The organism is Ensifer sp. D2-11 (genome assembly GCF_054161295.1).
Map to the genome: position 1 here is coordinate 1,440,173 of NZ_CP096433.1, position 25,383 is coordinate 1,465,555.

The 25,383-nt window shown below is 62.8% G+C and carries 22 protein-coding genes; 12 read left to right on the forward strand and 10 right to left on the reverse strand.

The features are described 5' to 3' along the window. Nucleotides 1-36: 36 nt before the first annotated feature. Nucleotides 37-609 (forward strand): hypothetical protein, encoded by a 573-nt coding sequence (locus M1D34_RS06935; protein ID WP_028011606.1) that lies wholly within the window; start codon nt 37-39, stop codon nt 607-609. Between the two features lie 29 nt (nt 610-638). On the opposite strand, the gene M1D34_RS06940 is transcribed toward M1D34_RS06935, so the two are convergent. From M1D34_RS06940 to M1D34_RS06960, 5 genes are read right to left on the reverse strand one after another with little or no spacing between them, the layout of a single operon-like run. Continuing rightward, nucleotides 639-1,859, reverse strand: coding sequence for a molybdopterin molybdotransferase MoeA (locus tag M1D34_RS06940; RefSeq protein WP_498781327.1), 1,221 nt, complete (start codon nt 1,857-1,859; stop codon nt 639-641). Continuing rightward, nucleotides 1,859-2,353 (reverse strand): cyclic pyranopterin monophosphate synthase MoaC, encoded by a 495-nt coding sequence (gene moaC / locus M1D34_RS06945; protein WP_010969379.1) that lies wholly within the window; start codon nt 2,351-2,353, stop codon nt 1,859-1,861. Before moaC ends, M1D34_RS06940 begins: the two co-directional genes overlap by 1 nt. Further along, nucleotides 2,353-3,168 carry an indole-3-glycerol phosphate synthase TrpC gene (gene trpC, locus M1D34_RS06950; RefSeq protein ID WP_127541939.1) on the reverse strand — a complete coding sequence of 272 codons (816 nt, stop codon included), beginning with the start codon at nt 3,166-3,168 and terminating at the stop codon, nt 2,353-2,355. The genes moaC and trpC overlap by 1 nt, the downstream gene beginning before the upstream one ends. 9 nt (nt 3,169-3,177) lie before the next feature. Next, nucleotides 3,178-4,191, reverse strand: a complete 1,014-nt coding sequence (gene trpD / locus M1D34_RS06955) for an anthranilate phosphoribosyltransferase (protein ID WP_003533254.1) — start codon at nt 4,189-4,191, stop codon at nt 3,178-3,180. Nucleotides 4,192-4,209: 18 nt separating this feature from the next. Next, nucleotides 4,210-6,102, reverse strand: coding sequence for a peptidylprolyl isomerase (locus tag M1D34_RS06960; protein ID WP_127541938.1), 1,893 nt, complete (start codon nt 6,100-6,102; stop codon nt 4,210-4,212). 352 nt (nt 6,103-6,454) lie between these two features. Here M1D34_RS06960 and M1D34_RS06965 point away from each other — a divergent pair, with 352 nt between their 5' ends. The 5 genes from M1D34_RS06965 to M1D34_RS06985 all read left to right on the forward strand — a co-directional run bounded on the left by M1D34_RS06965 (nt 6,455) and on the right by M1D34_RS06985 (nt 12,901). Then, the gene (locus M1D34_RS06965) at nt 6,455-8,101 is read left to right on the forward strand and encodes a Na/Pi cotransporter family protein (RefSeq protein ID WP_028011612.1); all 1,647 of its coding nucleotides are present in this window, start codon (nt 6,455-6,457) and stop codon (nt 8,099-8,101) included. Between the two features lie 154 nt (nt 8,102-8,255). Beyond that, complete coding sequence (gene glmU, locus M1D34_RS06970) at nt 8,256-9,626, forward strand: bifunctional UDP-N-acetylglucosamine diphosphorylase/glucosamine-1-phosphate N-acetyltransferase GlmU (protein WP_127541937.1); 1,371 nt, start codon at nt 8,256-8,258, stop codon at nt 9,624-9,626. 243 nt (nt 9,627-9,869) lie between these two features. After that, entirely contained in the window at nt 9,870-11,696 is a 1,827-nt protein-coding gene (gene glmS, locus M1D34_RS06975; protein WP_498781331.1) for a glutamine--fructose-6-phosphate transaminase (isomerizing), read from the forward strand. Then, a complete protein-coding gene (locus tag M1D34_RS06980; RefSeq protein ID WP_498781333.1) occupies nt 11,693-12,190 on the forward strand; it encodes a GNAT family N-acetyltransferase in 498 nt (165 codons plus the stop codon). The genes glmS and M1D34_RS06980 overlap by 4 nt, the downstream gene beginning before the upstream one ends. 18 nt (nt 12,191-12,208) lie before the next feature. After that, nucleotides 12,209-12,901, forward strand: coding sequence for a DUF502 domain-containing protein (locus tag M1D34_RS06985; protein WP_003537698.1), 693 nt, complete (start codon nt 12,209-12,211; stop codon nt 12,899-12,901). A gap of 14 nt (nt 12,902-12,915) precedes the next feature. Here the strand turns inward: M1D34_RS06985 and recG are convergent, their stop codons facing one another. Next, the gene (recG, locus tag M1D34_RS06990; protein WP_498781335.1) at nt 12,916-15,021 is read right to left on the reverse strand and encodes an ATP-dependent DNA helicase RecG; all 2,106 of its coding nucleotides are present in this window, start codon (nt 15,019-15,021) and stop codon (nt 12,916-12,918) included. A 116-nt stretch (nt 15,022-15,137) separates the two neighbouring features. Between recG and M1D34_RS06995 the strand changes: the two genes are divergently transcribed. Both M1D34_RS06995 and mfd read left to right on the forward strand, forming a co-directional pair. Beyond that, nucleotides 15,138-15,443 (forward strand): FAD assembly factor SdhE, encoded by a 306-nt coding sequence (locus M1D34_RS06995; protein ID WP_015007549.1) that lies wholly within the window; start codon nt 15,138-15,140, stop codon nt 15,441-15,443. A gap of 2 nt (nt 15,444-15,445) precedes the next feature. Further along, nucleotides 15,446-18,961 carry a transcription-repair coupling factor gene (mfd, locus tag M1D34_RS07000; RefSeq protein WP_498781337.1) on the forward strand — a complete coding sequence of 1,172 codons (3,516 nt, stop codon included), beginning with the start codon at nt 15,446-15,448 and terminating at the stop codon, nt 18,959-18,961. Between the two features lie 3 nt (nt 18,962-18,964). Here the strand turns inward: mfd and M1D34_RS07005 are convergent, their stop codons facing one another. The 4 genes from M1D34_RS07005 to M1D34_RS07020 form a co-directional block, all read right to left on the reverse strand. Continuing rightward, the gene (locus M1D34_RS07005; RefSeq protein ID WP_498781339.1) at nt 18,965-19,231 is read right to left on the reverse strand and encodes a hypothetical protein; all 267 of its coding nucleotides are present in this window, start codon (nt 19,229-19,231) and stop codon (nt 18,965-18,967) included. 123 nt (nt 19,232-19,354) lie between these two features. After that, nucleotides 19,355-19,579 carry a hypothetical protein gene (locus tag M1D34_RS07010; protein ID WP_498781340.1) on the reverse strand — a complete coding sequence of 75 codons (225 nt, stop codon included), beginning with the start codon at nt 19,577-19,579 and terminating at the stop codon, nt 19,355-19,357. A 95-nt stretch (nt 19,580-19,674) separates the two neighbouring features. Continuing rightward, complete coding sequence (locus M1D34_RS07015; protein ID WP_498781342.1) at nt 19,675-19,839, reverse strand: hypothetical protein; 165 nt, start codon at nt 19,837-19,839, stop codon at nt 19,675-19,677. 72 nt (nt 19,840-19,911) lie between these two features. After that, nucleotides 19,912-20,841 (reverse strand): LysR family transcriptional regulator, encoded by a 930-nt coding sequence (locus M1D34_RS07020; RefSeq protein ID WP_153314143.1) that lies wholly within the window; start codon nt 20,839-20,841, stop codon nt 19,912-19,914. A 113-nt stretch (nt 20,842-20,954) separates the two neighbouring features. Here M1D34_RS07020 and M1D34_RS07025 point away from each other — a divergent pair, with 113 nt between their 5' ends. The 4 genes from M1D34_RS07025 to M1D34_RS07040 all read left to right on the forward strand — a co-directional run bounded on the left by M1D34_RS07025 (nt 20,955) and on the right by M1D34_RS07040 (nt 25,272). Further along, nucleotides 20,955-21,707 (forward strand): 3-oxoacyl-ACP reductase family protein, encoded by a 753-nt coding sequence (locus tag M1D34_RS07025; protein WP_498781344.1) that lies wholly within the window; start codon nt 20,955-20,957, stop codon nt 21,705-21,707. 26 nt (nt 21,708-21,733) lie between these two features. Continuing rightward, nucleotides 21,734-22,333, forward strand: coding sequence for an NADPH-dependent F420 reductase (locus M1D34_RS07030; protein WP_498781346.1), 600 nt, complete (start codon nt 21,734-21,736; stop codon nt 22,331-22,333). Between the two features lie 300 nt (nt 22,334-22,633). Then, complete coding sequence (locus M1D34_RS07035; RefSeq protein WP_046066888.1) at nt 22,634-24,616, forward strand: alkyl/aryl-sulfatase; 1,983 nt, start codon at nt 22,634-22,636, stop codon at nt 24,614-24,616. A 92-nt stretch (nt 24,617-24,708) separates the two neighbouring features. Then, nucleotides 24,709-25,272 carry a hypothetical protein gene (locus M1D34_RS07040; RefSeq protein ID WP_041169313.1) on the forward strand — a complete coding sequence of 188 codons (564 nt, stop codon included), beginning with the start codon at nt 24,709-24,711 and terminating at the stop codon, nt 25,270-25,272. Nucleotides 25,273-25,383: the final 111 nt, after the last annotated feature.

The following is a 25,383-nucleotide window of genomic DNA, read 5'->3' on the forward strand; positions in this document are numbered from 1 at the left end:
CGCCTGGAAGTAGTCCAGGATGGATGCGCGCAGGCGATGCAGATGGCAGCGAAGGCGGAGAATCGTAACGGACGCGGGAGACTCTGGAGGAGAGCGGCGTGGGGCGCGGCCGCAGCGCTTATGCTGCTGCCCTTGCTGGCGATGCAAGTCACGGAGGAAGTGGCCTGGGATGTCGCCGATTTCGCTATCTTCGCAGCCATGCTGATCTCCGCAGGCGGCGTCTACGAGTTGTCAGCGAGGTTCTCGGCCAGCAGCGCATACCGCGCCGCCATCGGCCTTGCGCTCGCGACAGCATTCCTCCTGACGTGGGTGAATCTCGCCGTCGGCATCGTCGGGACCGAGGATGACCCCGCCAATCTCCTCTATGGCGGCGTGCTGGCGGTCGGCATCATCAGCGCCGTCATTGCGCGGTTCCGGCCGGCCGGAATGGCACGTGCTTTCTTCGCAACGGCGCTCGCGCAGGCGCTGGTCGCCGCGGTCGCGGTGGCCGCAGGAATGGGTTACCCGGCAAGTCCGCCGCTGGAGATCCTTGCCGTCAATGCCTTGTTCGCAATGCTCTGGCTCGCATCGGCTTCGTTGTTTCGGAAAGCGGCGCGGGAAGATCGCTGATCGTTTTCATCCGCCACCGCGACGTCAAGTCAGGCGGGCTCTCTGAGCCTGAAAACGCTGCATGCCTCTCCGCTCGCGGCTTCGGGAGCCCCCGGTCGCCGCACGATCAGCCCGTCGGACTGCGCGAAAATGCTGACCATGGACGAATCCTGGCGCGGGAAGGGATGTGCTACGAGCGTACCGTCCGCCTCGAGCGTGAGGCGGGCACGTATATAATCCTGGCGCCGGTCATTGGCCGGCAGCGTTGCGGCGAGCCGTGCATCGACCAGTCTCGAACGGGGCGGCAGATGCGCAAGCTTGCGCGTCAGAGGTTCGAGGAAGAGCAGGGCGCAGACGAGGCTCGAAACGGGGTTTCCCGGAAGGCCGAGCACCGTGACGCCGTCGAGATCGCCGACCATCAGCGGTTTTCCCGGTCGCATGGCGATGCGCCAGAAATCAAGCGTCATGCCGCAGCCGAGAAGCGTCGACTGGACGAGATCGTGATCGCCGACCGAGGCTCCTCCGAGGGTGACGAGCACGTCCACCTGGGCTGCCTGCGCCTTGGCGACGGCGCCGGCGATCGCCGTCCGATCGTCGCCGACGATGCCGAGATCAACAACTTCGGCCCCATTGTCGCGGGCAACCGCAGCGATCCCGAAACTGTTCGAAGCGATGATCTGGTCGGGGCCAAGGAAACTTCCCGGCGGCAACAATTCGTCGCCCGTGGCGATGATTGCGATTTTCGGTCGCGCGAAAACCGGCAGGTCCCGATGATTCATGCCGGCCGCGAGCGTCAGGCGGCCGGCGTCGAGTGCGCTGCCGGCGGAAAGCGCGACGTCACCCGCCAGGAAATCCTGGCCCGCCAAACGGATGTGGCGGCCCTTTGCCGGCGCAAACAGGGTGCGGATGCGGCCGTCCGGCAGTTTTTCCGTGTCTTCCTGAATGATGACGGTATCGGCGCCTGCAGGTACCGGCGCGCCGGTGAAGATGCGTACGGCCTCCCCGCCCTTCACGCCGCCGCGAAAACGGCGTCCTGCGGCGGACTCGCCGACAACGGAGAGCTCCGCTCCGACTTCGGCGATATCCTCGTGGCGGACGGCATAACCATCCATCGCGGAATTGTCGAATGGTGGGTGGGTCAGCTTGGCCGCTACGTTCTCGGCAAGCACCCGTCCGAGGCATTCATGCAGCGCAAGGCGCTCCGTCCGTCGCAGCGGATTGGCCTTGGCCAAAATTCTCTGTAGTGCTTCCTCGACCGAAAGAAGCGACATCAGCGCATCTCTCCCGCGCGGTGATAGTCGCCGGAGCGCCCACCCGACTTGCTGACCAGCCGCACGCCGCCGATTTCCATTTCCCGGTCAGCGGCCTTGGCCATGTCGTATATCGTCAGGCAGGCGACGCTGACGGCAGTCAACGCCTCCATCTCGACACCCGTCCGTCCGGTCAGCTTCGCCATTGCCTCGACGCGCAAACCGGGAAGGGCGTCATCCGGCGTGATATCGACGGACACTTTCGTCAGCATCAAGGGATGGCAGAGCGGAATGAGGCTGGATGTCTGCTTGGCGGCCATGATGCCTGCGAGCCGTGCGGTCGCGATAACGTCGCCCTTCTTGGCATTGCCTTGGCGAATCAGAGCCAGCGTCTCCGGCTTCATCCTGACGAAGCCCTCCGCGACAGCGACACGGACCGTCTCGGCCTTGTCGCCGACATCGACCATGCTGGCTTCGCCGGCGCTGTCGATATGGGTGAGGGCCGGCCCGCTCATCACTCTGCCGCCATGATGCTTGCCGAGCCGGTCAGCAGCGCACGCGTCGCCGCCTCTACGTCGTCCTTCCTCATCAGGCTTTCACCTACCAGGAAGGTGGTAATCCCGCTCTTCTCTAGGCGCCGGCAGTCTTCGTGCGTGAATACGCCGCTTTCGCCGACCAGGAGACGGTCTGCGGAAACCATTGCCGCGAGCCTTTCGGAGACGGCGAGATCGACCTCGAACGTCCTGAGATTGCGGTTGTTGATCCCGACGAGCGGAGATGACAGGCGAAGTGCTCGTTCCATCTCTTCCGCGTCGTGTACTTCGACGAGGACATCCATGCCGAGTGCAAATGCGGCTTCTTCCAGCCGGCGCGCATCATTGTCGCCAAGCGAGGCCATGATCAGCAGAATGCAATCGGCGCCCCAGGCGCGCGCTTCGAAAACCTGATAGGTGTCGAACATGAAGTCCTTGCGCAGAGCCGGGAGCGGGCAGGCCTCGCGTGCCTTCGTCAGGAACTCCGGCGCGCCCTGGAAGCTCGGCGCGTCGGTAAGGACGGAGAGGCAGGCAGCGCCGCCCGCGGCATAGGCCTTCGCCAGTCCCGGAGGATCGAAATCCGGGCGGATCAAACCCTTCGAGGGGCTCGCCTTCTTGATTTCGGCGATCAACCCGAACTCGCCTTTGTCCCTCCGGGCCGCAAGCGCGGCGTGGAAACCGCGCGGCGCCGACTGATCGGCGGCCCGTGCTTTCAACTCTTCGAGCGGAACGCGCGCTTTGGCGGCGGCGATCTCCTCTCGCTTATAGGCTTCGATGCGGCGCAGGATATCCGTCATGTCTTCTCCTCAAGCCGCGTTCGAGACGGTGATCAACCGCTGCAAGGCGACCTTGGCGCCGCCGCTCGAAAGCGATTGCCGGGCCAGCGCCATGCCTTCGGACAGGTCGCCGGCGCGCCCTGCTATCATCAACGAAGCGGCGGCATTCGCAAGGGAAATGTCCCGGTAGGCGTTTTCCGCACCGTCGAGAACGGCCTGCAACGCAGCGGCATTATGGGCTCCGTCTCCGCCCTTCAAGGCATCGAGCGACACCCGTTCGAGGCCGAAATCGGCCGGCGTCAGCTCGAAGTTGGTGATCGTGCCGTCCTTGAGCGCGGCCACTTTGGTCACGCCGGTCGTGGTAATCTCGTCGAGCCCTTCGCCATGCACGACCCAGACGCTTTCCGAACCCAGATCGCGGAGCACTTCCGCGAGCGGGTCGACCCATTGCGGCGCGTAGACACCGACGAGCTGCTGCCTGACGCCGGCAGGGTTGGCGAGGGGGCCGAGCAGATTGAAGATGGTCCTCGTTCCGAGTTCCACCCGCGTCGGACCGACGTGGCGCATGGCCGAATGGTGCTGCTGGGCGAACATGAAGCCGAGACCGGCCTCGGCAATGCAGCGCGAGATCACCGCAGGCCCGATATCGAGATTGACCCCGAGGCACGAGAGCGCATCGGCCGTTCCGGACTTCGAGCTGAGCGCACGGTTGCCATGCTTGGCGACCGGTACACCGGCACCCGCGACAATCAGCGCGGCCAGCGTCGAAATGTTGTAGGTACCGGCACCGTCGCCGCCGGTGCCGACGATGTCGATCGCACCGTCGGGCGCTTCAACGGGCAACATGCGTGCGCGCATCGCGCCGACCGCACCCACGATCTCGTCGACCGTTTCGCCGCGCACCCGAAGCGCCATCAGAAAACCGCCGATCTGCGATGGCGTGGCGGCTCCGGACATGATGATCTCGAAGGCCGCGCGCGCATCTTCGCGACTCAGTGCCTCGCGCGCTGCGACCTTGGCGACGAACGGCTTCAAATCACTCATGAGTTCGCTTCTCCGTCGTCACCGTTGCGCCAGTGCCGTTTCGGCAAGCGACTGGTTGATCGAAACGCCATAGGCAGTTTGCAATGTGGAGACCATCTGATCCAGGATGTCGTCACCGCTCGCGCGCGCAATCGCTTCGATTTGGCTGCTGTCGTTGTCGAGGGCGTCGGCAGGCGCTTTCTCTTCGACCGCCGTAACCTGCATGAGCACCTGGCCGTCGCCGCCGATCCCCGGGGCGTTGGCGACGTGGCCGTTCGGACCGCCGAAGGCCGCGATCACCGCGGCAGGGCTCAGGGTCGCATCGTTGGTCGCGCGGGTCAGCCCGGTCTTGGTCTCGACGACAAGGCCAAGTTCGCTTGCGATATCGGCGAGCTTGGCGCCCTTTTCGATACGTTCCTTGAGTTCCTTGGCCTTGGCGGCCAGTGCCGCGCGCTGCTGTTCCGCGGTCCAGTCGGCGGCCACTTCGTCGCGAACTTCGTCAAGCGTGCGGTCCCGGGCCGGAATGATCTCCTCGACGTCGAACCATGCGGAGCCGTCCCGCCCGATATTGACGGCAAGCGTATCCGTTCCGACATCGGCCTTGAAGACTTCCTGGAGAAGGGCGCGCGGTTCCGGAAGATCCTTCACGTCGTCGCCGTTTTGATCCTTGCCGGAAGCGTCGACGGCGTCGACCGTGACGAGCTTGAGCTTCAGCTGTTCGGCGATCTCCTTGACGGACACGCCGCCGGCGCGTTCGTCTTCGATCTTGTCATGAAGACCGACGAGCTGCTCGCGCGCGGCGTCGAGGGCGATTTCCTTGCGCAATTCTTCCTTGACTTCGTCAAAGCTGCGAACGGCATCGGGCCGGATGTTGGTTACGCGCAGGATGACCGGGCCGAATGCACCTTCGACGACGGGCGTGGTGCCGCCATCCTGGGCAACGGCAAAGGCTGCGTCGGCAATCTTTGCGTCTGGCATGCGCTCCTTGGTGAAGTCGCCGAGGAGTACATCTGCCGACGTCTTGCCCTCGGCCTTGACCAGATCGTCGAAGGAGGTGCCGGCGGCAAGCTTGGCGGCCGCGGCGTCGGCGGCCTCGCGCGACGGGAAGGTGAGCTGCTCGACCGTTCTGGTTGCCGGCGTGCGGTAGCTCTCCTTGCGCTTCTCATAATCGGCGCGAAGCTCTTCCTCGGTCACGGCGTCCGGTGCGGCCAGGTCCTCGGGCTCCAGCTTGATGTAGCTGATCTTGCGGTATTCCGGAGCGCGATAGTTCGCCTTGCGGCTTTCGAACCAAGGCGCGAGCACGTCGTCGCCCGGCGTTTTGACCGCGTCGATATTTGCGTTGGAGAGCAGAAGATAGTCGATCGTGCGCGTCTCGTGGCGGTACTTGCCAATGGCGTCGACGAGTACCTTGGGCGCCGTGTAACCGTCCGTGAGCGCATCGACGATCTGCGATCGAACCGCGACCTGGCTGCGGTTGTTGATGTAATCCTGCTCGGTCAGCCCGGCATTGCGCAGCACGCTCGAAAATGTCAGACGGTCGAACTGCCCGTTGGCGCCGTGGAAGGCCGGGTCTTCGCCGATCAGCCGCGCAAGCCTGTCTTCCGAAAGACCGAGATTCATGTCGGTAGCGAGCTGGTCGAGTGCAGCACCCGCGACGAGCTGGGCGTAGACCTGGTTCTCGACCCCGAAGGCTTGGGCCTGCTGGCGCGACAAAGGCGTACCGAGCTGGCGCGAGAGCAGGGCGACCTGCCGTTCGTAAGCCAGGCGAAAGTCGCTCGCCGACACCTTGACGTCGCCGACGGTGACCACCGCGTTGGGCGTGTTTGGCACCATCAATGTCTGACCGCCCCACACCATGAATGAGAGGATGAGAAGGGCCAGCAGGCCTTTGACGACCCGCGTCTGGGCAGCGTTTCTCAGGGAGTCGAGCATGGGGGCAGAAAACCTCGTTGGGATGCGCTGGCATTACGCCGAATGAATTCGTTCCTTAGAACAAACCAGAGAGGAATTGAAGGCCGGTTCGTCGCAAATTGCGGCCGGCGGAGTTGAACTTGCCAACCCGTCGCCATGGCCGCGCGCCTCAGGGCTCCCGGGGCATTCAAGAGTAAAGGCTGCGAAAGGCGCTAACGACGAAGGCAATGTCGGAATTTGTTAGCCGGCAACTTAATGCGAGCTGCAAATTAAGCGTTGGAAGCGCGTCCCGCTGTGGCAAACTGATGGGAATCGTTTCTTCGATACTCGACCGGGACTTTCGATCCGCCGGCCATTACGGGAAATCACCTCCATGCAGTCCACGATCGTGATGGTCAATCTCTTCGGTGCAGTGGCGCTGCTGCTCTTCGGCCTTTCGCTGGTCAAGGACGGGGTGACGCGTGCCTTCGGCGCGCGGCTGCGGGCAGCTCTTGCGCGCGGAACGAACGGTCCCTTCCGGGCTTTTGTGACGGGGCTCGTCGCAACGCTCGGGCTCCAGAGTTCGACGGCCACGGCACTCATGACGGCCTCTTTCGTCGAGAAGGGGCTGATCCGCTCGCAGATGGCGCAGATCGTGCTGCTGGGCGCCAATGTAGGCACCGCGATGACGGCCTGGATCGTCGCACTCGGCATCGGGTGGCTCTCACCGCTGCTCATCCTCGCAGGCGTGGCCACGCACCGTCTGAGCCGGTCGAGCGCGCGCCAGGGCGCCGGCTATGCGCTCGTGGGCATCGGTCTGATGCTTTTGTCGCTCGAGCTGCTCGGCACGGCGACCGAGCCGATGCGCCAATCCCAGGCTCTGGGAGCATTTCTCGGAATGCTCGACAACGCCTTGCCCGTGGCGATGATCATTGCGGCCGGTCTTGCCTTTGCGTCATCGTCCAGCCTCGCCGTCGTCATGCTGGTGCTGTCGCTCTCATCGGCGGGCGTGCTTTCTCCCGTATTGACGGTCGCTCTCGTGCTCGGTGCCAATCTCGGTGGCGCAATCCCGCCGGTCATCACCACGCTCGGCTCGCCGCCCGCCGCCCGCCGGGTCACGCTGGGCAACCTCGTGGTGCGCGGCATCGGCTGTCTCATCGCCCTTCCGGCGGTTGGCGCCAGCGCCGACTTCCTGCAGAGCCTGCCGCTGCCGCGCCAGAACCTGCCCGTCGACGTGCACCTGCTTTTCAATCTGCTCCTGGCGATGGTTGCCTGGCCGTTCGCGGGGTTGCTCGCCCGCACCATGAACCGCTTCTTCCCCGACGACGAAGCGGCGGAGACCGGGCCGCGCTACCTCGATGAGGCGGCGCTCGATACACCGGTCATGGCCCTTTCCGGAGCCACGCGAGAGGTCCTGAGGGTGGGCGACCTGATCGAGGTCATGCTGATGCGGGCCTCCGAAGCGTTCAGCAAGAATGACGTCAACGAACTGGGCGACATCGAGAACATCGAACGGCAGGTCGACCTCCTGCAGCAGGAGGTGAAAATCTTCCTTTCGCGGCTGGGGCGCGATGGCCTGAACGAGGAGGACGGGCGCCGCTCGATCGTGATCATCGACTATGCCATCAATCTCGAGCACATGGGCGACATCATCGAAAAAGGTCTCTGTGAACAGATCGCCAAGAAGGTGAGGGGCGGCTTGCGGTTCTCGGAGGATGGCTATCAGGAGCTGAAGGGCCTTTTCAACCTCACCATCGACAATCTGCGCATCGCACAGACCATCTTCGTCACGCGCAATGCCGACCTGGCGCGCCATCTCATCGAGGTCAAGGTGGACGTGCGGCATATGGAGAAACGCTCCGCGGAGCGCCACCTGGAGCGATTGCGCGATGGCCTTCTGGAAAGCCTGCAAACCAGTTCGCTGCACCTCGATATGCTGCGGGACCTGAAGCGCATCAACGCGCACATCGCCTCCGTCGCCTATCCCATTCTGGAGGAGAGCGGCCTGCTCACCGAAAGCCGCCTGCGGCCGCCGGGCTGATATCATACGGTTTGAACCTGATTAACGCGACGTGATTGTGCGAATTATGGTTCTCGCAATATGTTGCTGATAGGAACGCGCAAAAGCGCGCGGGCAGAGGCGCGAGACGCCGCGTCGGAGAAATGTCCCGAGAGGGTATCAAGGAGATCAGAGTATGGAACGGACTTGCCTGGCGATCATCCTGGCAGCTGGCGAGAGCACGCGGATGAAATCGGCCATGTCGAAGGTGCTGCATCCGGTCGCGGGGCGGCCGATGATCGCCCATGTCGTCGACGCCCTGGCGAGTGCATCGATCTCGGATGTGGCGCTGGTCGTCGGGCGCGATGCGGACGCCGTATCTGCCGCCGCGGCAACCGACGAAGTGGCCGTCACCTCCTTTCTGCAGAAGGAGCGACTTGGCACCGCCCACGCGGTGCTTGCTGCCCGCGAAGCGATCGCGAAAGGCTATGACGACGTTCTCGTTGTTTTCGGAGACACGCCGCTTATCACCGCCGCACCTCTGAAGGCAGCGCGCGACGGTCTTGCGGCCGGAAACGACGTCGTGGTGATCGGCTTCCAGGCGGCGGATCCGACCGGGTACGGGCGTCTCATCGTGAAGGATGGAGCGCTGGTCGCCATCCGTGAACACCGGGACGCCTCCGACGAGGAGCGCCGCATCACCTATTGCAATGGCGGGCTGATGGCGATCGACGGCCGCAAGGCGCTCGATCTCCTGGACCGGATCGGCAACGCCAATGCGAAAGGCGAATACTACCTGACCGATCTCGTCGAGATCGCGCGCTCCCTCGATGGCCGTGCAATCGCTGTCGAAGCGCCCGAGGAGGAACTTACCGGCTGCAACACCCGCGCCGAGCTTGCCTATATCGAGCGCCTCTGGCAGCAGCGCCGTCGTCACGAACTGATGCTGGCGGGCGTGTCGATGATCGCACCCGAGACCGTCTTCCTCTCATGGGACACCGCACTTGCCCAGGACGTTCTCCTGGAGCCGAACGTCGTCTTCGGGCCCGCCGTGCGGGTGGAAAGCGGTGCGGTCATCCACGCCTTCTCCCATCTGGAAGGCGCTCACGTCCGTGCCGGCGCTACGGTCGGACCTTTCGCGCGCCTGCGCCCGGGTGCCGACCTCGGAGCGAAGTCGAAGGTCGGCAATTTCTGCGAGGTGAAGAACGCGGAGATCGGTGCCGGAGCAAAGGTCAATCACCTCACCTATATCGGCGACGCCGTTGTCGGCGCCGGATCCAATATCGGGGCTGGAACCATTACCTGCAACTATGATGGCGTGAACAAGCATGTCACCCGCATCGGCGCGAACGCCTTCGTCGGGTCCAATTCGTCGCTCGTCGCTCCGGTTTCGATCGGCGACGGGGCGCTCGTGGCGTCCGGAAGTGTGATCACGGAAGACGTACCGGCGGATGCGGTCGCTTTCGGCCGTGCGCGCCAGGACGTGAAGCCCGGCAGGGCGCCGATATTGCGCGAGCGCTACGAGGCGGAAAAGGCAGCCAGGAAGCGGGCCAAGGCTGCGGAGTAGATGCATTAAATATTGAAACTGAAAGTGAAATCGAAACGGATTGCGTCGCGGCGCAATTTCGCTACCAAGGCTTTCAACAGGCACCTGCGGCGCCGCGCGTTTGTCGGACGCGCAATGGTCGCTGCAGCATTTTAGATTTGCTGCATATTCCTGTCCTCGAGCCGGTACGATTCGGGGAAACATGCAGTGGTCGTTACATTTGAGCTGATACGCCGCAGGGCGTGAAGAGACGCGGAGAGGGATATGTGCGGGATTGTTGGCATCGTGGGGAATCAGCCGGTATCGGAGCGGCTGGTCGAAGCATTGAAGCGCCTGGAGTATCGCGGCTATGATTCGGCCGGCGTCGCGACGATCGACGCGGGAACGCTGCAGCGCCGGCGGGCCGAGGGCAAGCTGGTCAACCTCGAGAGCAGGTTGAGAGAGGAGCCTCTGGCCGGCACCATCGGCATCGCCCACACGCGCTGGGCAACCCATGGAGCACCCACGGAACGCAACGCCCACCCGCATTTCACTGAAGGCGTCGCCGTGGTTCACAACGGCATCATCGAGAATTTCGCCGAGCTCAAGGACGAGTTGGCGGCAGGAGGAGCGGAATTCCAGACGGAGACGGACACCGAGGTCGTCGCGCATCTTCTGGCGAAATACCGGCGCGATGGACTGGGGCGGCGCGAGGCGATGCATGCCATGCTGAAGCGCGTCAAGGGCGCCTACGCACTGGCCGTTCTCTTCGAGGACGATCCGTCGACCATCATGGCGGCACGCAACGGGCCGCCGCTGGCGATCGGCCACGGCAACGGCGAGATGTTCCTGGGTTCGGACGCGATCGCGCTTGCTCCCTTCACCAATGAAATCACCTATCTCATCGATGGTGACTGGGCCGTCATCGGCAAGACCGGCGTCCATATCTTCGATTTCGACGGCAATGTCGTCGAACGTCCGCGCCAGATTTCGACGGCTGCTGCCTTTCTGGTGGACAAGGGCAACCATCGCCATTTCATGGAGAAGGAGATCTATGAGCAGCCGGAGGTCATCGCCCATGCTCTCGGGCATTATGTGAATTTCATAGAAAACCGTGTCGTTCCGATTTCCGACGCCATCGATTTCGGCAAAGTCCCGAGCCTGGCGATCTCTGCCTGCGGCACAGCTTATCTCGCCGGCCTGATCGGCAAATATTGGTTCGAGCGCTATGCCCGCCTGCCGGTCGAAATCGACGTTGCGTCCGAATTCCGCTACCGCGAGATACCGCTGTCGCCGCAGTCGGCGGCTCTTTTCATCTCGCAGTCGGGCGAGACCGCCGACACACTGGCCTCGCTGAGATATTGCAAGGAGCACGGCCTCAAGATCGGCGCGGTGGTCAATGCCCGCGAGTCGACCATCGCACGGGAATCCGATGCGGTCTTTCCGATTCTTGCGGGCCCTGAGATCGGCGTCGCCTCGACTAAAGCATTCACCTGCCAGCTTGCCGTCTTGGCCGCACTTGCGGTCGGGGCGGGCAAGGCCCGCGGAACGATCAGCGACGAAGAGGAGCAAGCGCTCGTAAAGAGCCTTGCCGAAATGCCGCGCATCATGGGCCAGGTGCTGAACAGCATCCAGCCGAAGATCGAGAGTCTGTCGCGCGAACTGTCCAAATGCCACGACGTCCTTTATCTCGGCCGCGGCACCAGTTTCCCGCTGGCAATGGAAGGGGCGCTGAAGCTCAAGGAGATTTCGTATATCCACGCCGAAGGTTACGCCGCGGGCGAACTGAAGCACGGACCGATCGCCCTGATCGACGAAAACATGCCCGTCATCGTCATCGCGCCGCATGACCGCTTCTTCGACAAGACGGTATCGAACATGCAGGAGGTGGCCGCACGCGGCGGCCGTATCATCCTGATAACCGACGAGAAAGGTGCAGCCGCGTCGAAGCTCGATACGATGCACACGATCGTGCTGCCGGAGGTCGACGAGATCATCGCGCCGATGATCTTCTCATTGCCGGTCCAGCTTCTCGCCTACCATACCGCCGTCTTCATGGGGACCGACGTGGACCAGCCGCGCAACCTCGCCAAATCGGTGACGGTCGAATGATCATCCGACCGGAAACTGCGGCCGATGCCGATGCGATCCGGCAGATTACCGAGGCGGCTTTCGCCGGCCAACCCTATAGCGACCAGACGGAGGCCCGGATCATCGACCGGCTGCGCTCCGAGGACGCGATGACGCTGTCCCTCGTTGCCGAGGAAGAGGGTGAGTTGATCGGCCACATCGCTTTTTCGCCTGTCACGATCACCCCGTTCGCGGTCGGCTGGTACGGGCTCGGTCCCGTGTCGGTGCGGCCGGACCGGCAAGGACGCGGCACGGGGAGCGCACTTGTGCGCCGCGGGCTCGACATGCTGCGCAAGGCAGGGGCTTCAGGCTGCGTCCTGGCGGGCAATCCGGCCTTCTATGAGAGATTCGGGTTCCGCAACGAGCCTGCTCTTGTTTTTCCGGGTTGTGCGCCGCAATATTTCATGGCTTTACCCTTGTCGGGAGGGCTGGTTTCCGGCACCGTCACTTATCATCCCGCCTTCGGAGCGGACTGACGGATCGATGGCAACGGCATGACGGAAAGTTCCAAAAGCGGCATCATCGCGGCCCGGCTGCGCAACTACTTTCTTACCGGGCTTATCATCTGCGCGCCCCTGGCGATTACGGTGTGGCTGGTCCGCTCCTTCATCGAGTGGGCCGACGGTTGGGTGAAACCGTACCTGCCGAGCTTCTATAACCCCGATAATTATCTGCCGATCGCGATCCCGGGTTTCGGGCTGCTCGTCGCCGTGGTGGTCATCACCCTGGTCGGTTTCCTGACCGCGAACCTCGTCGGACGCTCGATCATCAATTTCGGCGAGTCGCTCCTCAACCGGACGCCGCTCGTCCGCTCCATCTACAAGTCGCTGAAGCAGATCTTCCAGACCGTGCTGCAGGACCAGTCGTCCTCTTTCAAGAGGGCAGGGCTGATCGAATATCCAAGTCCGGGGCTGTGGTCGCTGGTCTTTATCGCCACGGACGTGAAGGGCGAGATTGCTGCCAGGTTCGACGAGCGCGGCATGGACATGGTGACGGTCTTCCTGCCTCCGACACCGATCCCCACCGCCGGCTTCCTGCTCTTCGTGCCCCGCGACAAGATCATTCCCCTGCAGATGAGCGCCGAGGATGCTGCGAAGCTGCTGATTTCCGGAGGCCTCGTCGCGCCGGATTACAACCCGCTGGCCAATGCGCCCCCGCGTGCGATCAAACAGCAGGAGAGCGTTTGAGGTCCCGGGGATGATCAGCCGGCCCGCAGGAACCGGATCGCCTCGTCGCGCCGGAAGAGGTAGAGCAGCGTCCTGAGCGCCTGGCCGCGTTCCGACGTCAGTTCCGGATCCCTGTCTATGACATAGGCGGCATCCTTGCGCGCCATCTCCAGGAGGTCGCCATGCGCCTCGAGGCTTGCGATGAGGAAACCCGGCGTGCCGGACTGCCGCGTACCGAGAAGCTCGCCTTCGCCGCGCAGCTTCAGATCCTCCTCGGCGATCAGGAACCCGTCTTCGCTTTCACGCAGGACCGAAAGACGCGCGCGCCCTGCTTCGCTGAGTGGGCTCTTGTACAAAAGGATGCAGGTCGAGGCTTCGTCGCCGCGCCCCACGCGGCCGCGTAGCTGGTGCAGTTGCGCAAGGCCGAAGCGTTCGGCGTGCTCGATGACCATGATCGTGGCATCCGGCACGTCGACGCCGACCTCGACGACCGTCGTGGCCACGAGCAAACGGATTTCACCGTTCTTGAAGGCGAGCATGACGGCGTCTTTTTCCGGTCCTGCCATGCGCCCGTGCACCAGGCCGACATCCTTGCCGAACCGTCGAGCAAGGCTCTGATAGCGCTCATCGGCGGACATGGCGTCGGTCTCCTCGGATTCCTCGACGAGCGGGCAGATCCAATAGGCCTTCTTGCCCTGCCGGAGCGCTGCGTCGAGCCTCTCCACGATCTCGTCCGTCCGTTCGTTCGGAATCGTGACGGTCTGGATCGGTTTGCGCCCCGCCGGCTTCTCCGTGAGCTTCGACACGTCCATGTCGCCGAAGGCGGCGAGCACGAGTGTTCTCGGAATCGGCGTCGCGGTCATCACGAGCATGTGCGGCGAGATACCCTTGGCCGTCAGCCGCAGCCTCTGATGCACGCCGAAACGATGCTGCTCGTCGACCACGGCGAGGACGAGTTGGCGATAGATCACAGCGTCCTGGAAGAGTGCGTGCGTGCCGATGACCAGCTGCGTCTCGCCGGAGGCAATGCGTTCCAGTATCGCGTCCCGTTCCTTGCCCTTCGTCCTGCCGGTCAGGATATCGATCGTGATGCCCGCCGGCGCGGCCATCCTCGAAAGCGTGGCGTGGTGCTGCCGCGCGAGAATTTCCGTCGGCGCCATCAGCACAGCCTGGCCGCCGGATTCCACCGCCGCCAGCATCGCCATCAAGGCCACGGCCGTCTTGCCGGAGCCGACGTCCCCCTGCAGCAGCCGCAGCATGCGGTCGGCTCCGGACATGTCGGCAAGGATCTCGTCGACGGCCGCCGACTGGCTGTTCGTCAAGGAGAAGGGCAGGGCTGCGATCACCGGACCGCTCAACCGGCCGGTCGGATGAATCGGCGTACCGGCGACCTTGCGCAATCGCTGGCGAACGAGGGAGAGCGAAAGCTGCCCCGCCAGGAACTCGTCATAGGCGATCCGGCGGCGCGCCGGCGCCTGCGCATCGATATCGGTTTCGTCCCGCGGTTCGTGCAGGCGCTGGAAGCTTTCTTTGGCGCTCTTGAAGCCCTGTTGGCGCAGAAGTGCCTCATCCAGCCACTCCGGCAGGTCCGGGACGCGTGCCACTGCCGCCTCGATCGACTTGCGAAGGGGCCTCGAGGTCAGGCCTGCCGTCAGCCCGTAGACGGGCTCGACAAGCGGCATGTTCTCCGATTCGGCCGCACGGACCATGTAGTCCGGGTGGACCATGGAAGCCCGCCCGTTGAACCAGTCCACCTTGCCGCTGACGATCACCGTCTCATCGATGGGCAGCGCCTTCTCGAGCCAGTTGCCCCTGACGCGGAAGAAGGTGAGCGCCAGTTCGCCGGTCTCGTCGTGGAGAAAGACGCGATAGGGCACGTTCGATCTGCCACTGGGAGCCGGCTGGTGCCGGTCTACCCGGCCCGTGATGGTAACGATCGCACCGTTTGGAGCATGGGCAATGCCGGGCTGGCGGCGACGATCGATCAGCGAATGAGGGATATGGAACAGGAGATCGACGACGCGGCAGTCTTCAACCGTCTCGCGCCCGAGCAGGCGCGCGTAAAGTTCGCCGGTCTTCGGGCCGATGCCGGGCAATGTGTCGAGGGGCGAAAACAGCGGATCGAGCAGGGCAGGGCGCATAGCAATGAAATTGCGACGATAATTCCGGCTTTGGCAAGGCTGACAACCTGCTTTCCAGCGTTTATAGAGCCCATGATCTCGATCCGCAGAGCGGCGGAGAGCAGGAAGGACATCCCATGACCGGCATTTCGCGCACGAGCGCCGATCTCGACCCGCGTCGGCGCAGGATTCTCTTCCGCGCGTGGCACCGCGGCATTCGGGAGATGGACCTGATCCTCGGCCAGTTCGCCGAGGCGGAGCTCGCCACCTTGTCCGAAGCGGAGCTCGACGAACTCGAAGCGATCATGGCGGAGGAGGACAACGACCTCGTCCGCTGGATCACCGGAGAAAAACCGCTGCCCGAGCGTTATGCGACGGAACTCTTCTTCCGCATCGCTGCCTATCGCCCGGATTTCGACCCGGTTCGCCACGAAACGAAGTAGACATGACGATGATACCTGGCTTCGACCCTAGGAAGATTCTTGCGGCGACGCGGGAAATTACGATCGGCCCGGTGCCCACGGGTGCCGAGGCGCTCGTTCTCGCCGAACTGGCCCGGGCCGGGGCCCCCGTCGCCTATATCCTCTCCGATGGCCAGAAGGTCGCTGACCTCGAACAGGTGCTCGGTTTCGTCGCTCCCGATATCCCGGTCCTGACGCTGCCGGGTTGGGACTGCCTGCCTTACGACCGGGTCTCGCCGAGCGCCGACACCTCGGCGCGCAGGCTTGCCGCGCTGAGCGCGTTGATCGCCCACCGCAGGAAACCGCATCCGGCGATCGTGCTCGTCACCATCAATGCAGCGCTGCAAAGGATCTCGCCGCAGGATGTGATCGAAAGCCTCGCCTTCACGGCACGGCCCGGCAACCAGATCCGCATGGACGACCTTGCCGCCCGGCTGGAGCGAAACGGCTTCGAGCGGGTCCCGACCGTGCGCGAGATGGGCGAATTCGCCGTACGGGGAGGCATCCTCGATGTCTATGTACCCGGCAGCGGCGAGCCTTTGCGCCTCGACTTCTTCGGCGACACGCTCGAGGCGATCCGCTCCTTCGATCCCGCAAGCCAGCGCACGATCGGGCAGGTCCGGTCCCTCGACCTCAATCCGATGAGCGAGGTATCCCTGACGCCCGAGACGATCAGCCACTTCCGAAAGCAGTATCTTTCTCTCTTCGGAGCGGCGACGCGCGACGATGCGCTTTATCAGGCCGTGTCGGAGGGACGGCGCTATGCCGGCATGGAGCATTGGCTGCCGCTTTTCTACGATCGGCTCGAAACGGTCTTCGACTATCTCGACGGCTTTCGCATAGTCACCGACCATCTGGCGCGCGAGGCCGCGGCAGAGCGCTCGAAGCTCGTTCTCGACTATTACGACGCCCGCCTCGCTTCGGCTTCGCCGGGCAAGTCTCAGGTCACCCAGGGCACGCCCTACAAGCCCGTGCCGCCGGACATGCTCTATCTCACTGCGAAAGGCTTCGGCGAAGCCCTGAATGATCGCAATGCGGTGCGCCTTTCGCCCTTTACCGAACACGAGGGCGAAGCCCGCCAGGTCGTGAACATCGAAGCGCGTCAGGGCCTGCGTTGGGCCAAACCGGCGGGCGAGGCCGACAACGACGGCACGCGCACCAATGTTTTCGATCAGGCCGTGAAGCATATCGCCGAGAAGCGGGCAAAAGGCGCCAAGGTCATCGTGTCCGGCTGGACGGAAGGCTCGCTCGACCGGCTGCTTCAGGTTCTGGCCGAGCATGGTCTCGCCAATATCCGTCCGGTCAAGGCGCTCTCGGATATCGGTTCGCTCAAGCCGGGGGAGGCCGCATCCGCGGTCCTCAGCCTCGAAGCGGGATTTGAGACCGGCGACCTCGTCGTCATCGGCGAGCAGGACATTCTCGGCGACCGTCTGGTTCGCCGCTCCAAGCGGCGCAAGCGCGGCGCGGATTTCATCGCCGAAGTGACCGGCCTCGACGAGGGCAGTTATGTCGTACACGCCGAGCACGGTATCGGGCGCTTCGTCGGCCTCAGGACGATCGAGGCCGCCGGCGCACCGCATGACTGCCTCGAGCTCGTCTATGCGGACGATGCCAAGCTGTTCCTGCCGGTGGAAAATATCGAGCTTCTGTCGCGCTACGGCTCGGAAGGAACCGATGCTGTCCTCGACAAGCTCGGCGGCGTCGCCTGGCAGGCGCGCAAGGCCAAACTCAAGAAACGGCTGCTCGACATGGCCGGCGGCCTCATCCGCATCGCTGCCGAAAGACATACGCGCCATGCGCCGGTCCTTGCGGCGCAGGACGGGGTCTATGACGAGTTCGCCGCCCGCTTCCCCTATGACGAGACCGAGGACCAATTGAACTCGATCGATGCCGTCCGCGACGATCTCGGCCGCGGCCGGCCCATGGACCGCCTCGTGTGCGGCGATGTCGGCTTCGGCAAGACGGAGGTGGCGCTGCGTGCCGCCTTCATCGCGGCGATGAACGGCGTGCAGGTCGCCGTGGTGGTGCCGACGACCCTGCTTGCGCGGCAGCACTTCAAGACCTTCTCCGATCGTTTCCGCGGCTTGCCGATACGGATACAGCAGGCCTCACGGCTGGTCGGCTCGAAGGATCTGGCGCTCACGAAGAAAGAGGTCGCCGAAGGCAAGACGGACATCGTAGTGGGCACGCACGCGCTGCTCGGCTCGTCGATCAAATTCGCCAATCTCGGCCTGCTCATCATCGATGAGGAGCAGCATTTCGGTGTCAAGCACAAGGAACGCCTGAAAGAGCTGAAGACGGATGTGCACGTCCTCACGCTCTCGGCGACGCCCATTCCGCGGACGCTGCAGCTTGCCCTCACCGGAGTGCGCGAACTGTCGCTGATCACGACGCCGCCGGTCGACCGCATGGCGGTGCGAACCTTCATTTCGCCCTTCGATGCTTTGGTGATCCGAGAGACGCTGATGCGCGAGCACTACCGCGGCGGCCAGAGCTTCTATGTCTGTCCGCGCGTGAGCGATCTTCCGGAAATCCATGATTTCCTTAAATCCGACGTGCCGGAACTGAAGGTTGCCGTGGCGCACGGGCAAATGCCGGCGACCGAGCTCGAAGATATCATGAACGCCTTCTACGAGGGGCGCTACGATGTGCTCCTCTCGACGACGATCGTAGAGTCCGGTCTCGACGTGCCGACCGCCAACACCCTGATCGTGCATCGTGCCGATATGTTCGGCCTCGCCCAGCTCTATCAGCTGCGCGGTCGGGTAGGGCGCTCCAAGGTCCGCGCCTTCGCGCTCTTCACCCTTCCCGTCAACAAGACGTTGACCGGGCCGGCGGAACGGCGCCTCAAGGTTCTCCAGTCGCTTGATACGCTTGGAGCCGGGTTCCAGCTCGCCAGCCACGACCTCGACATCCGCGGAGCCGGCAACCTGCTCGGCGAGGAGCAGTCCGGTCACATCAAGGAGGTCGGCTTCGAGCTCTACCAGCAGATGCTGGAGGAGGCGGTCGCCGAGCTCAAGGGCGAGGAGGAGATCCACGATACCGGCTGGTCGCCGCAGATATCGGTCGGAACCCCGGTGATGATCCCGGAAGAGTATGTGCCGGACCTCAATCTGCGGCTCGGCCTTTATCGGCGCCTGGGCGAACTGACCGACCTCAAGGAGATCGACGGCTTCGGTGCGGAGCTGATCGACCGTTTCGGGCCGCTGCCGACGGAGGTGCAGCACCTCCTGAAGATCGTCTACGTCAAGTCGCTCTGCCGCACGGCGAATGTCGAAAAGCTCGATGCGGGGCCGAAGGGCGTCGTGGTCCAGTTCCGCAACAAGGAATTTCCCAATCCCGCGGCGCTCGTGGGCTACATCGCGAAACAGGGAACAGTCGCCAAGATCCGCCCGGACCAGAGCATTTTCTTCCAGCGCGAGCTCGCAACTCCGGAAAAACGCCTTTCCGGCGCCGCGATGGTGATGACGCAGCTTGCAGCCCTCGCAAAGGCCAGTTGAGATTCATCTTGAGTTTCTGGCGGCAGCTGCGAGATCGATGATGGCGTTGAAGCTCTGGCCGGTTTTGTCGGCGCGGAGGGCGGTGCGGACAAGGTTGCCGAGCGCGTCGGTCAGAGCGGGGGAGGACTGCAATCTCTCCTTCTCAACTCTGTGCTTGTCACAGAGATGAGAGCAGCGCCGCGTCCGTGGCGCGGGGAAGAGTTCTTCCAGCCCAATGACTTGGGCTGGCTGGATTCCTGTGACGAGCACAGGAATGAGGAGATCAAACAAGTCGCGGCGGTATCCCGAATTTCAACAGAATCCGCGGCGTGCTGCTGCGTCAGATCGCGATCACCAACTTCATAAACCCGTTCTGACCGGCGACACCGTGCCGGACCATTCTCGAAGTCTCGTTCACCCTTCGTCGGCAGCGGGCCAATTGTTGGACGGTTCTTCGATGACCTGCTCGCTGATGTCGTCGGCGGGATCAGGGTCTCGTTCGTAGGCGAGCTGAAGCTGTGCAATCTCGTCAAGAATGGCGGCGTAGACATCCCGTTGGCGCGCGCCGGCAACGACAGCGGCGTCGACCAGTTTTTCCAGTTCGAGGCGCAGCTCGGCGCGCCAATCATTCATCGTCATTGACCTTCCTCCTCAGGACCATCCATGACGTTGTAGTCGCCAGCGAGGATCACCGGAACACCGAATTCCAGCCGCTCCGCCCGTATCCGGCGCTTTCAAGGTAAGTTCGGCGGCGCGATGAAATGGAAATACGCCCATACCAGAAACAAACCCGCTATCACCGCGAGCCAGATGAGTGCTTTCCGTTGCATCGGGCCGACCGACCTTGGCTCCGGCTTCGGTTTCGGTCGCTCGAACTTGGTAATGTTGTCGTCGCTCATGTGATCCCGTTGGTTTGGCGGTGAACATAGCAGGTCCACCTTCTTGTCTCAGCCGATCTGAAACGCCTACCCCTAATCAAGGCTTCCCGCAAAGCGCTCGGACCATCTTTGTCGCTGGAAGGCCTCGACGACGAAGTCCACGAAGACCCTTGTCTTGGATGGCAGCAGCGTCCTGCTCGCATAGTAAATGGAGATCGGGCCTGCGTCCGCGTACCAGTTGGGTACAAGCCGGACGAGTTCGCCGCGCTCCAGATACGGCAGCGCGTCAGGCTTGGCGATCATCGTGACTCCGAGTCCAAGAAGGGCCGCCTTGCACATCGCCGCTGGGTCGTTGACCACCACTTTCCCATTGAAGACGACCGCCTGCTCCTCGCCGGATGCATTTCGCATCTGCCAATGCCGAATACGTCCCGTGCGCGGCGACCGCATGACGATGCCGTCCAGCACTTCCATGCTTCCAGGCTCGTGCGGCGGCACCTTTCCTTCCATGTAGGAGGGCGAAGCCACTGCGATGATGTGAGCCGGCGCGAGCGTTCGCGCGATGACACCGGGTGTCAGCTCGAAGCCACCCCCGATTGCCGCGTCGTACCCTTCGGCAATGAGATCGACCTGCCTGTTCTCGAACATCCACTCGGGCCGGATGAGGGGATAGCGCTCTGCAAACTCGGGCAGCAGCGGCAGGATGTAGCCGATCCCGAATGTCGGACTCATGCTCACCTTCAGCGCGCCCGACGGCGCGGGCTGCTCCGCCGAAGCTTCGGCGATGGCGCTCTGCAGCGCGGCCAGGTTGTCCCGTATTGCATGGAGGAACCGCTCGCCCGCCTCGGTCAATGTCAGGCTCCGGGTGCTCCGCTGGAAAAGTCGTACCCCCAGATTGTTTTCGAGGACCGCGACGTTACGGCTTACGGCAGCGGGCGTCATGGAGAGTCGCCGCGCAGCGGCAGAGAAGCCGCCGAGTTCCGCGCTGCGGACGAAGGATTCCAGGTTTGACAGGGTTTCCATGGTTTCATCTTCAACGGACGCTTGAAATTCAATAAAGCCATTGACGACTAATCACAAGATAATCCGCGAGCGATATTCACTCCATCGAAACACGAAACCTTGGAGTTATCGCAATGACAAAGGTGAACGAAAGACTCTCTGGAAAGACGGCACTGGTCACAGGCGGGTCGCGCTCCATCGGTGCGGCCATCGCAAAGCGGCTCGCTGCCGATGGAGCCGCAGTCGCCATCACTTACAGCGCGTCTCCGGACAAGGCAGCCGCGGTCGTGAAGGAAATTGAAGACGTCGGCGGTCGAGCGATCGCTATCCATGCCGACTCCGGAAACCCGGATTCCGTCCGGGCCGCGGTGGCCAAAACCCAGGAGGCATTCGGCTCGCTTGATATCCTCGTCAACAATGCGGGCATCGCGCTCGGCGGTCCCATCGAGGAGATCAAGTTCGAGGACTACGAACGCATGATCGCAGTCAACGTGACCGGTGTCTTCGTCGGAACCCAGGAAGCCGCCCGTCGCATGAAATCAGGCGGTCGCATTATTCATATCGGCTCTTCCATGGTCCGTTACGCCGCCTTCCCGACTGCCTCTCTCTATACGTTGACGAAGGGAGCGGTTGCGGGGTTCAATCGCAGCCTCGTGCGGGACCTCGGTCCTAAGGGTATCACCGTGAACACCGTGCATCCGGGCCCGACCGACACCGACATGAACCCCGATGGCGGGCCTGTCTCGAAGATCGTCGGTCCCGGCATGGCCATCGGCCGTTACGGCAAGGACTACGAGGTCGCGAGCGTCGTCGCCTACCTCGCCAGCCCCGAGGCCGCCTTCGTCACCGGTGCGGACATCGTCGCGGATGGCGGCTTCACCGCCTGATCGTCAAAACCAATTGGAGTTTACCAATGTCCATCGGCATCATTGGAGCCGGCGAGATCGGCTCCGCCTTCGCCCGCGCGCTTGCCCGCAACGGCATCGCTGCAACAATTTCCAACAGTCGCGGCCCTGATACGCTTCAGGACCTTGCCAGAGAGCTGACGCCCCATATCAAGGCAGGCACCCTCGAAGAGGCGGCAAATGCCGATCTTGTGCTGGTGGCAGTTCCGTGGTCGAAACTACCCGAGGCACTGGTGGGGCTTCCCGATTGGGGCGGCCGCATCGTGATCGACGCCAACAACCCGATCGAGAAACCACTCTTCAAACCCGCCGATTTGAATGGCCGCCTTTCGACGGAAATCTTCGCAAGTCTTGTTCCAGGTGCTCGTGTGGTGAAGGCCTTCAACCATCTCCAGCCGCACCTTGTTTCAGGCGATCCGCGCGCGGAGGGCGGCAGCCGTGTCCTCTTCTACTCGGGAGACGACGCAAGATCGAAGGCCGAAGTAGGTGCCCTGATCTCCAAGCTCGGCTTCGCCGGCATCGATCTTGGCCCGATCTCGATCGGCGGAAAGCTCGTCCAGTTCCCCGGCGGGCCGCTGCCAGCGCTCAACCTCGTGAAATTCGGATGAACACGCTGAGGCGCAACTCCACATGCTCGAGTAAATGATTCGAATGGTTGTGTGCGCGCCGAGACAGCGCGGCCGATAATACCCTCGGCAACGGCACACAGGTCACGCACAAACGTTCGAACCGTTCCCATCGAACGGCCACGCTCAAGACCCCTTCGAGCGAAAATTGCCCCAAGGTCCAATACCCGCTGCACCGCCGCTCCGCTAGATTCAAGCTCGAAGGTGCCCCAACGCGGAGTTGCCGACAAAGAAATCTCAGCGGCCACGAGCATCACCTGAACAGACACAGGGAGTATTGAGATGCATATCGGAGGATATTTATCCAGCCTTTCACTTATCGCTATCGTCGCCGCCGGGACAATTCCCGCCTATGCGCAGGACGCGGCGACCCAAAAGGACGCGACGGAAGCAACGCGCGCCGCAAACGACGCCCTGCTCACCCAATTGCCGTTTGACGACACATCCGACTTTGATGATGCCAAGCGAGGCCTCATTGCTCCCTTGCCGACCGAAATGATTCAAGGTCAGGGTGGCAACGCGATCTGGAACCCGCAGCAGTACAGCTTCATAACCGAGGGAGCCGAAGCTCCCGCGACCGTGAATCCCAGCCTTTGGCGGCAATCGCAACTCATCAATATCAGCGGTCTGTTCGAGGTCACGGAGGGACTTTACCAGGTTCGCAACTTCGACCTTTCAAACATGACCATCATCGAGGGCACCGAGGGGATCACCATCGTCGATCCGCTCGTCTCGTCCGAAACGGCAAAGGCCGCTCTCGACTTGTACCGAAAACATCGGGGCAACAAGCCTGTAAAGGCGGTCATCTACACGCACAGCCACGTCGATCATTATGGCGGCGTACGCGGCATCGTGGATGAGGCGGACGTCACCTCGGGCGCTGTCAAGATTTACGCTCCCGAAGGATTCCTGGAGGCAGCCGTCGCCGAAAACGTGATGGCGGGCACGGCGATGAGCCGCCGCGCAAGCTACATGTACGGCAATTTGCTCAAGGCCGATCCGAAGGGGCAGGTCGGTGCTGGTCTCGGCACGACCACGTCCGCCGGAACCGTGACGCTGATCCCGCCAACCAACATTGTCACGGAAACGGGTCAGAAGGAGACCATCGACGGGCTGACCTATGAATTCCTGATGGCACCCGGTTCGGAAGCGCCCTCGGAGATGCTCTGGTACATCGAGGAAAAGAAGGCCATCCAGACTTCCGAGGATGCCACGCACACGCTGCACAACACCTATTCCCTGCGCGGTGCGAAGATACGCGAGCCGCTGCCGTGGTCGAAGTACCTGAATCAGGCGCTGACGATGTGGGGCGACGAAGCGGAGATCATCTTCGCGCAGCACCACTGGCCGACGTGGGGCAACGACAACGTCAAGGAACTGCTCTCCAAGCAGCGTGACCTCTACCGCTACATCAACGATCAGACCCTGCATATGGTGAACCAGGGCATGACGATGCGGGAGATCGCCGAGGCATTCAAACTGCCCGACAGCCTTGCCAAGTTCTGGGCAAACCGCGGTTATTACGGCTCGGTCTATCACGACGTGGCGGCAACCTATGTGCTCTATCTCGGCTGGTTCGACGGCAATCCGTCGACATTGCACGAGTTGCCGCCGGCGGAGGCCAGCAAGAAGTATGTCGAGTTCATGGGCGGCGCGGACGCAGTGCTGGAGAAAGCGAGGAAGTCCTATGAACAGGGCGAGTATCGCTGGGTGGCACAGGTCGCGAACCATGTCGTGTTCGCCGATCCCAATAACCAGGACGCCAAAAACCTGACAGCCGACGCCTTGGAGCAGTTGGGCTACCAAGCCGAGTCCGGGCCCTGGCGCAACTTCTATCTCACGGGTGCCAAGGAACTGCGCGACGGCGTGACCGAGCTACCGACACCGAACACTGCGAGCCCGGACACCGTGCGCGCGATGTCGCTCGATCTGTTCTTCGACTACCTCGGTGTGCGGCTAAACAGCGAGAAGGCCGGCGACACCAAACTGACGCTCAATTTCGATTTCGGCGAGGAGGACGGAAAATACCTGCTCCAACTCGAGAACGGGGTGCTCAACAACACGGCGGGCCAGCAGGCGGACAATGCCGATGCCACGATCACCCTCACGCGCGACAGCTTGAACGGAATCGTCCTCGGCGAGACGACGCTGGAGAAGGCGATCGCTGACGGTAGCATCAAGGTGACCGGGGACAACGCCAAGCTCGGGCAACTTGTATCCATGCTCGACAACTTCGAGTTCTGGTTCAACATCGTAACACCCTGACGCAAACAAAGTTCTCCTCGTGCCGCCGAGTAGGGTACGAGGAGAACAGCGCGTACGTGGGTACGGTTTCGCCAAGATACGGAAGTGGTCCGATGCAATTAACCATTGTGCTTCTGAGCATCATGTTGACCGTGAACGCGCATGCGGCATTGGCCTGCGGCTATCATTCTTCCCTGGACAGCTCCACCTTTAACGTCGCTCACCCGGGATCGGTGGCCGTGGCGTCAGCCATTTATCACGCGGGAGAGCGCGGCATTCTGGATGACCGGATCACGACTGCGCGTTCCGCTACACTCTTTGGGCAGGGGTATCGAGAAGCTGTAGAACAGCTGAGACGGCTAGAGCGAGGCGTCGCTAATCGTACGGCCGATTTGGGCGACACAGGAAGCCGTCGCTTTGCAGTTTTGTTCGTACGATCACGCCTCTGGACTGACTTCACCGCGCAACCGGGTCGGACGAAAGTAAACATTCATGTCGATGGCCCGGTTCAGGGCGAGCCCATTGTTCTTACCGACGAGAGCGTGCTGAGGGCGCTGTTTTCAAGACAATTGACTTTTGATGTTGCGGTCAATCAAGGTCTGCTTCAGGTTTTACAGGACCACGACGGCAAGATTCATACGCTCCTTCAGGCGGCTTTTGACGGCGGTTCTCTTTGAATACGCCCTGATGGCTCGCGCCGGCCGTGCTCGACGATGTCGTTGGTTATGCTGACATTGGAGTAGTCGACGCATCGATAAGGGGGCGAAGGCGGCGCTGCCGGGCTAGGG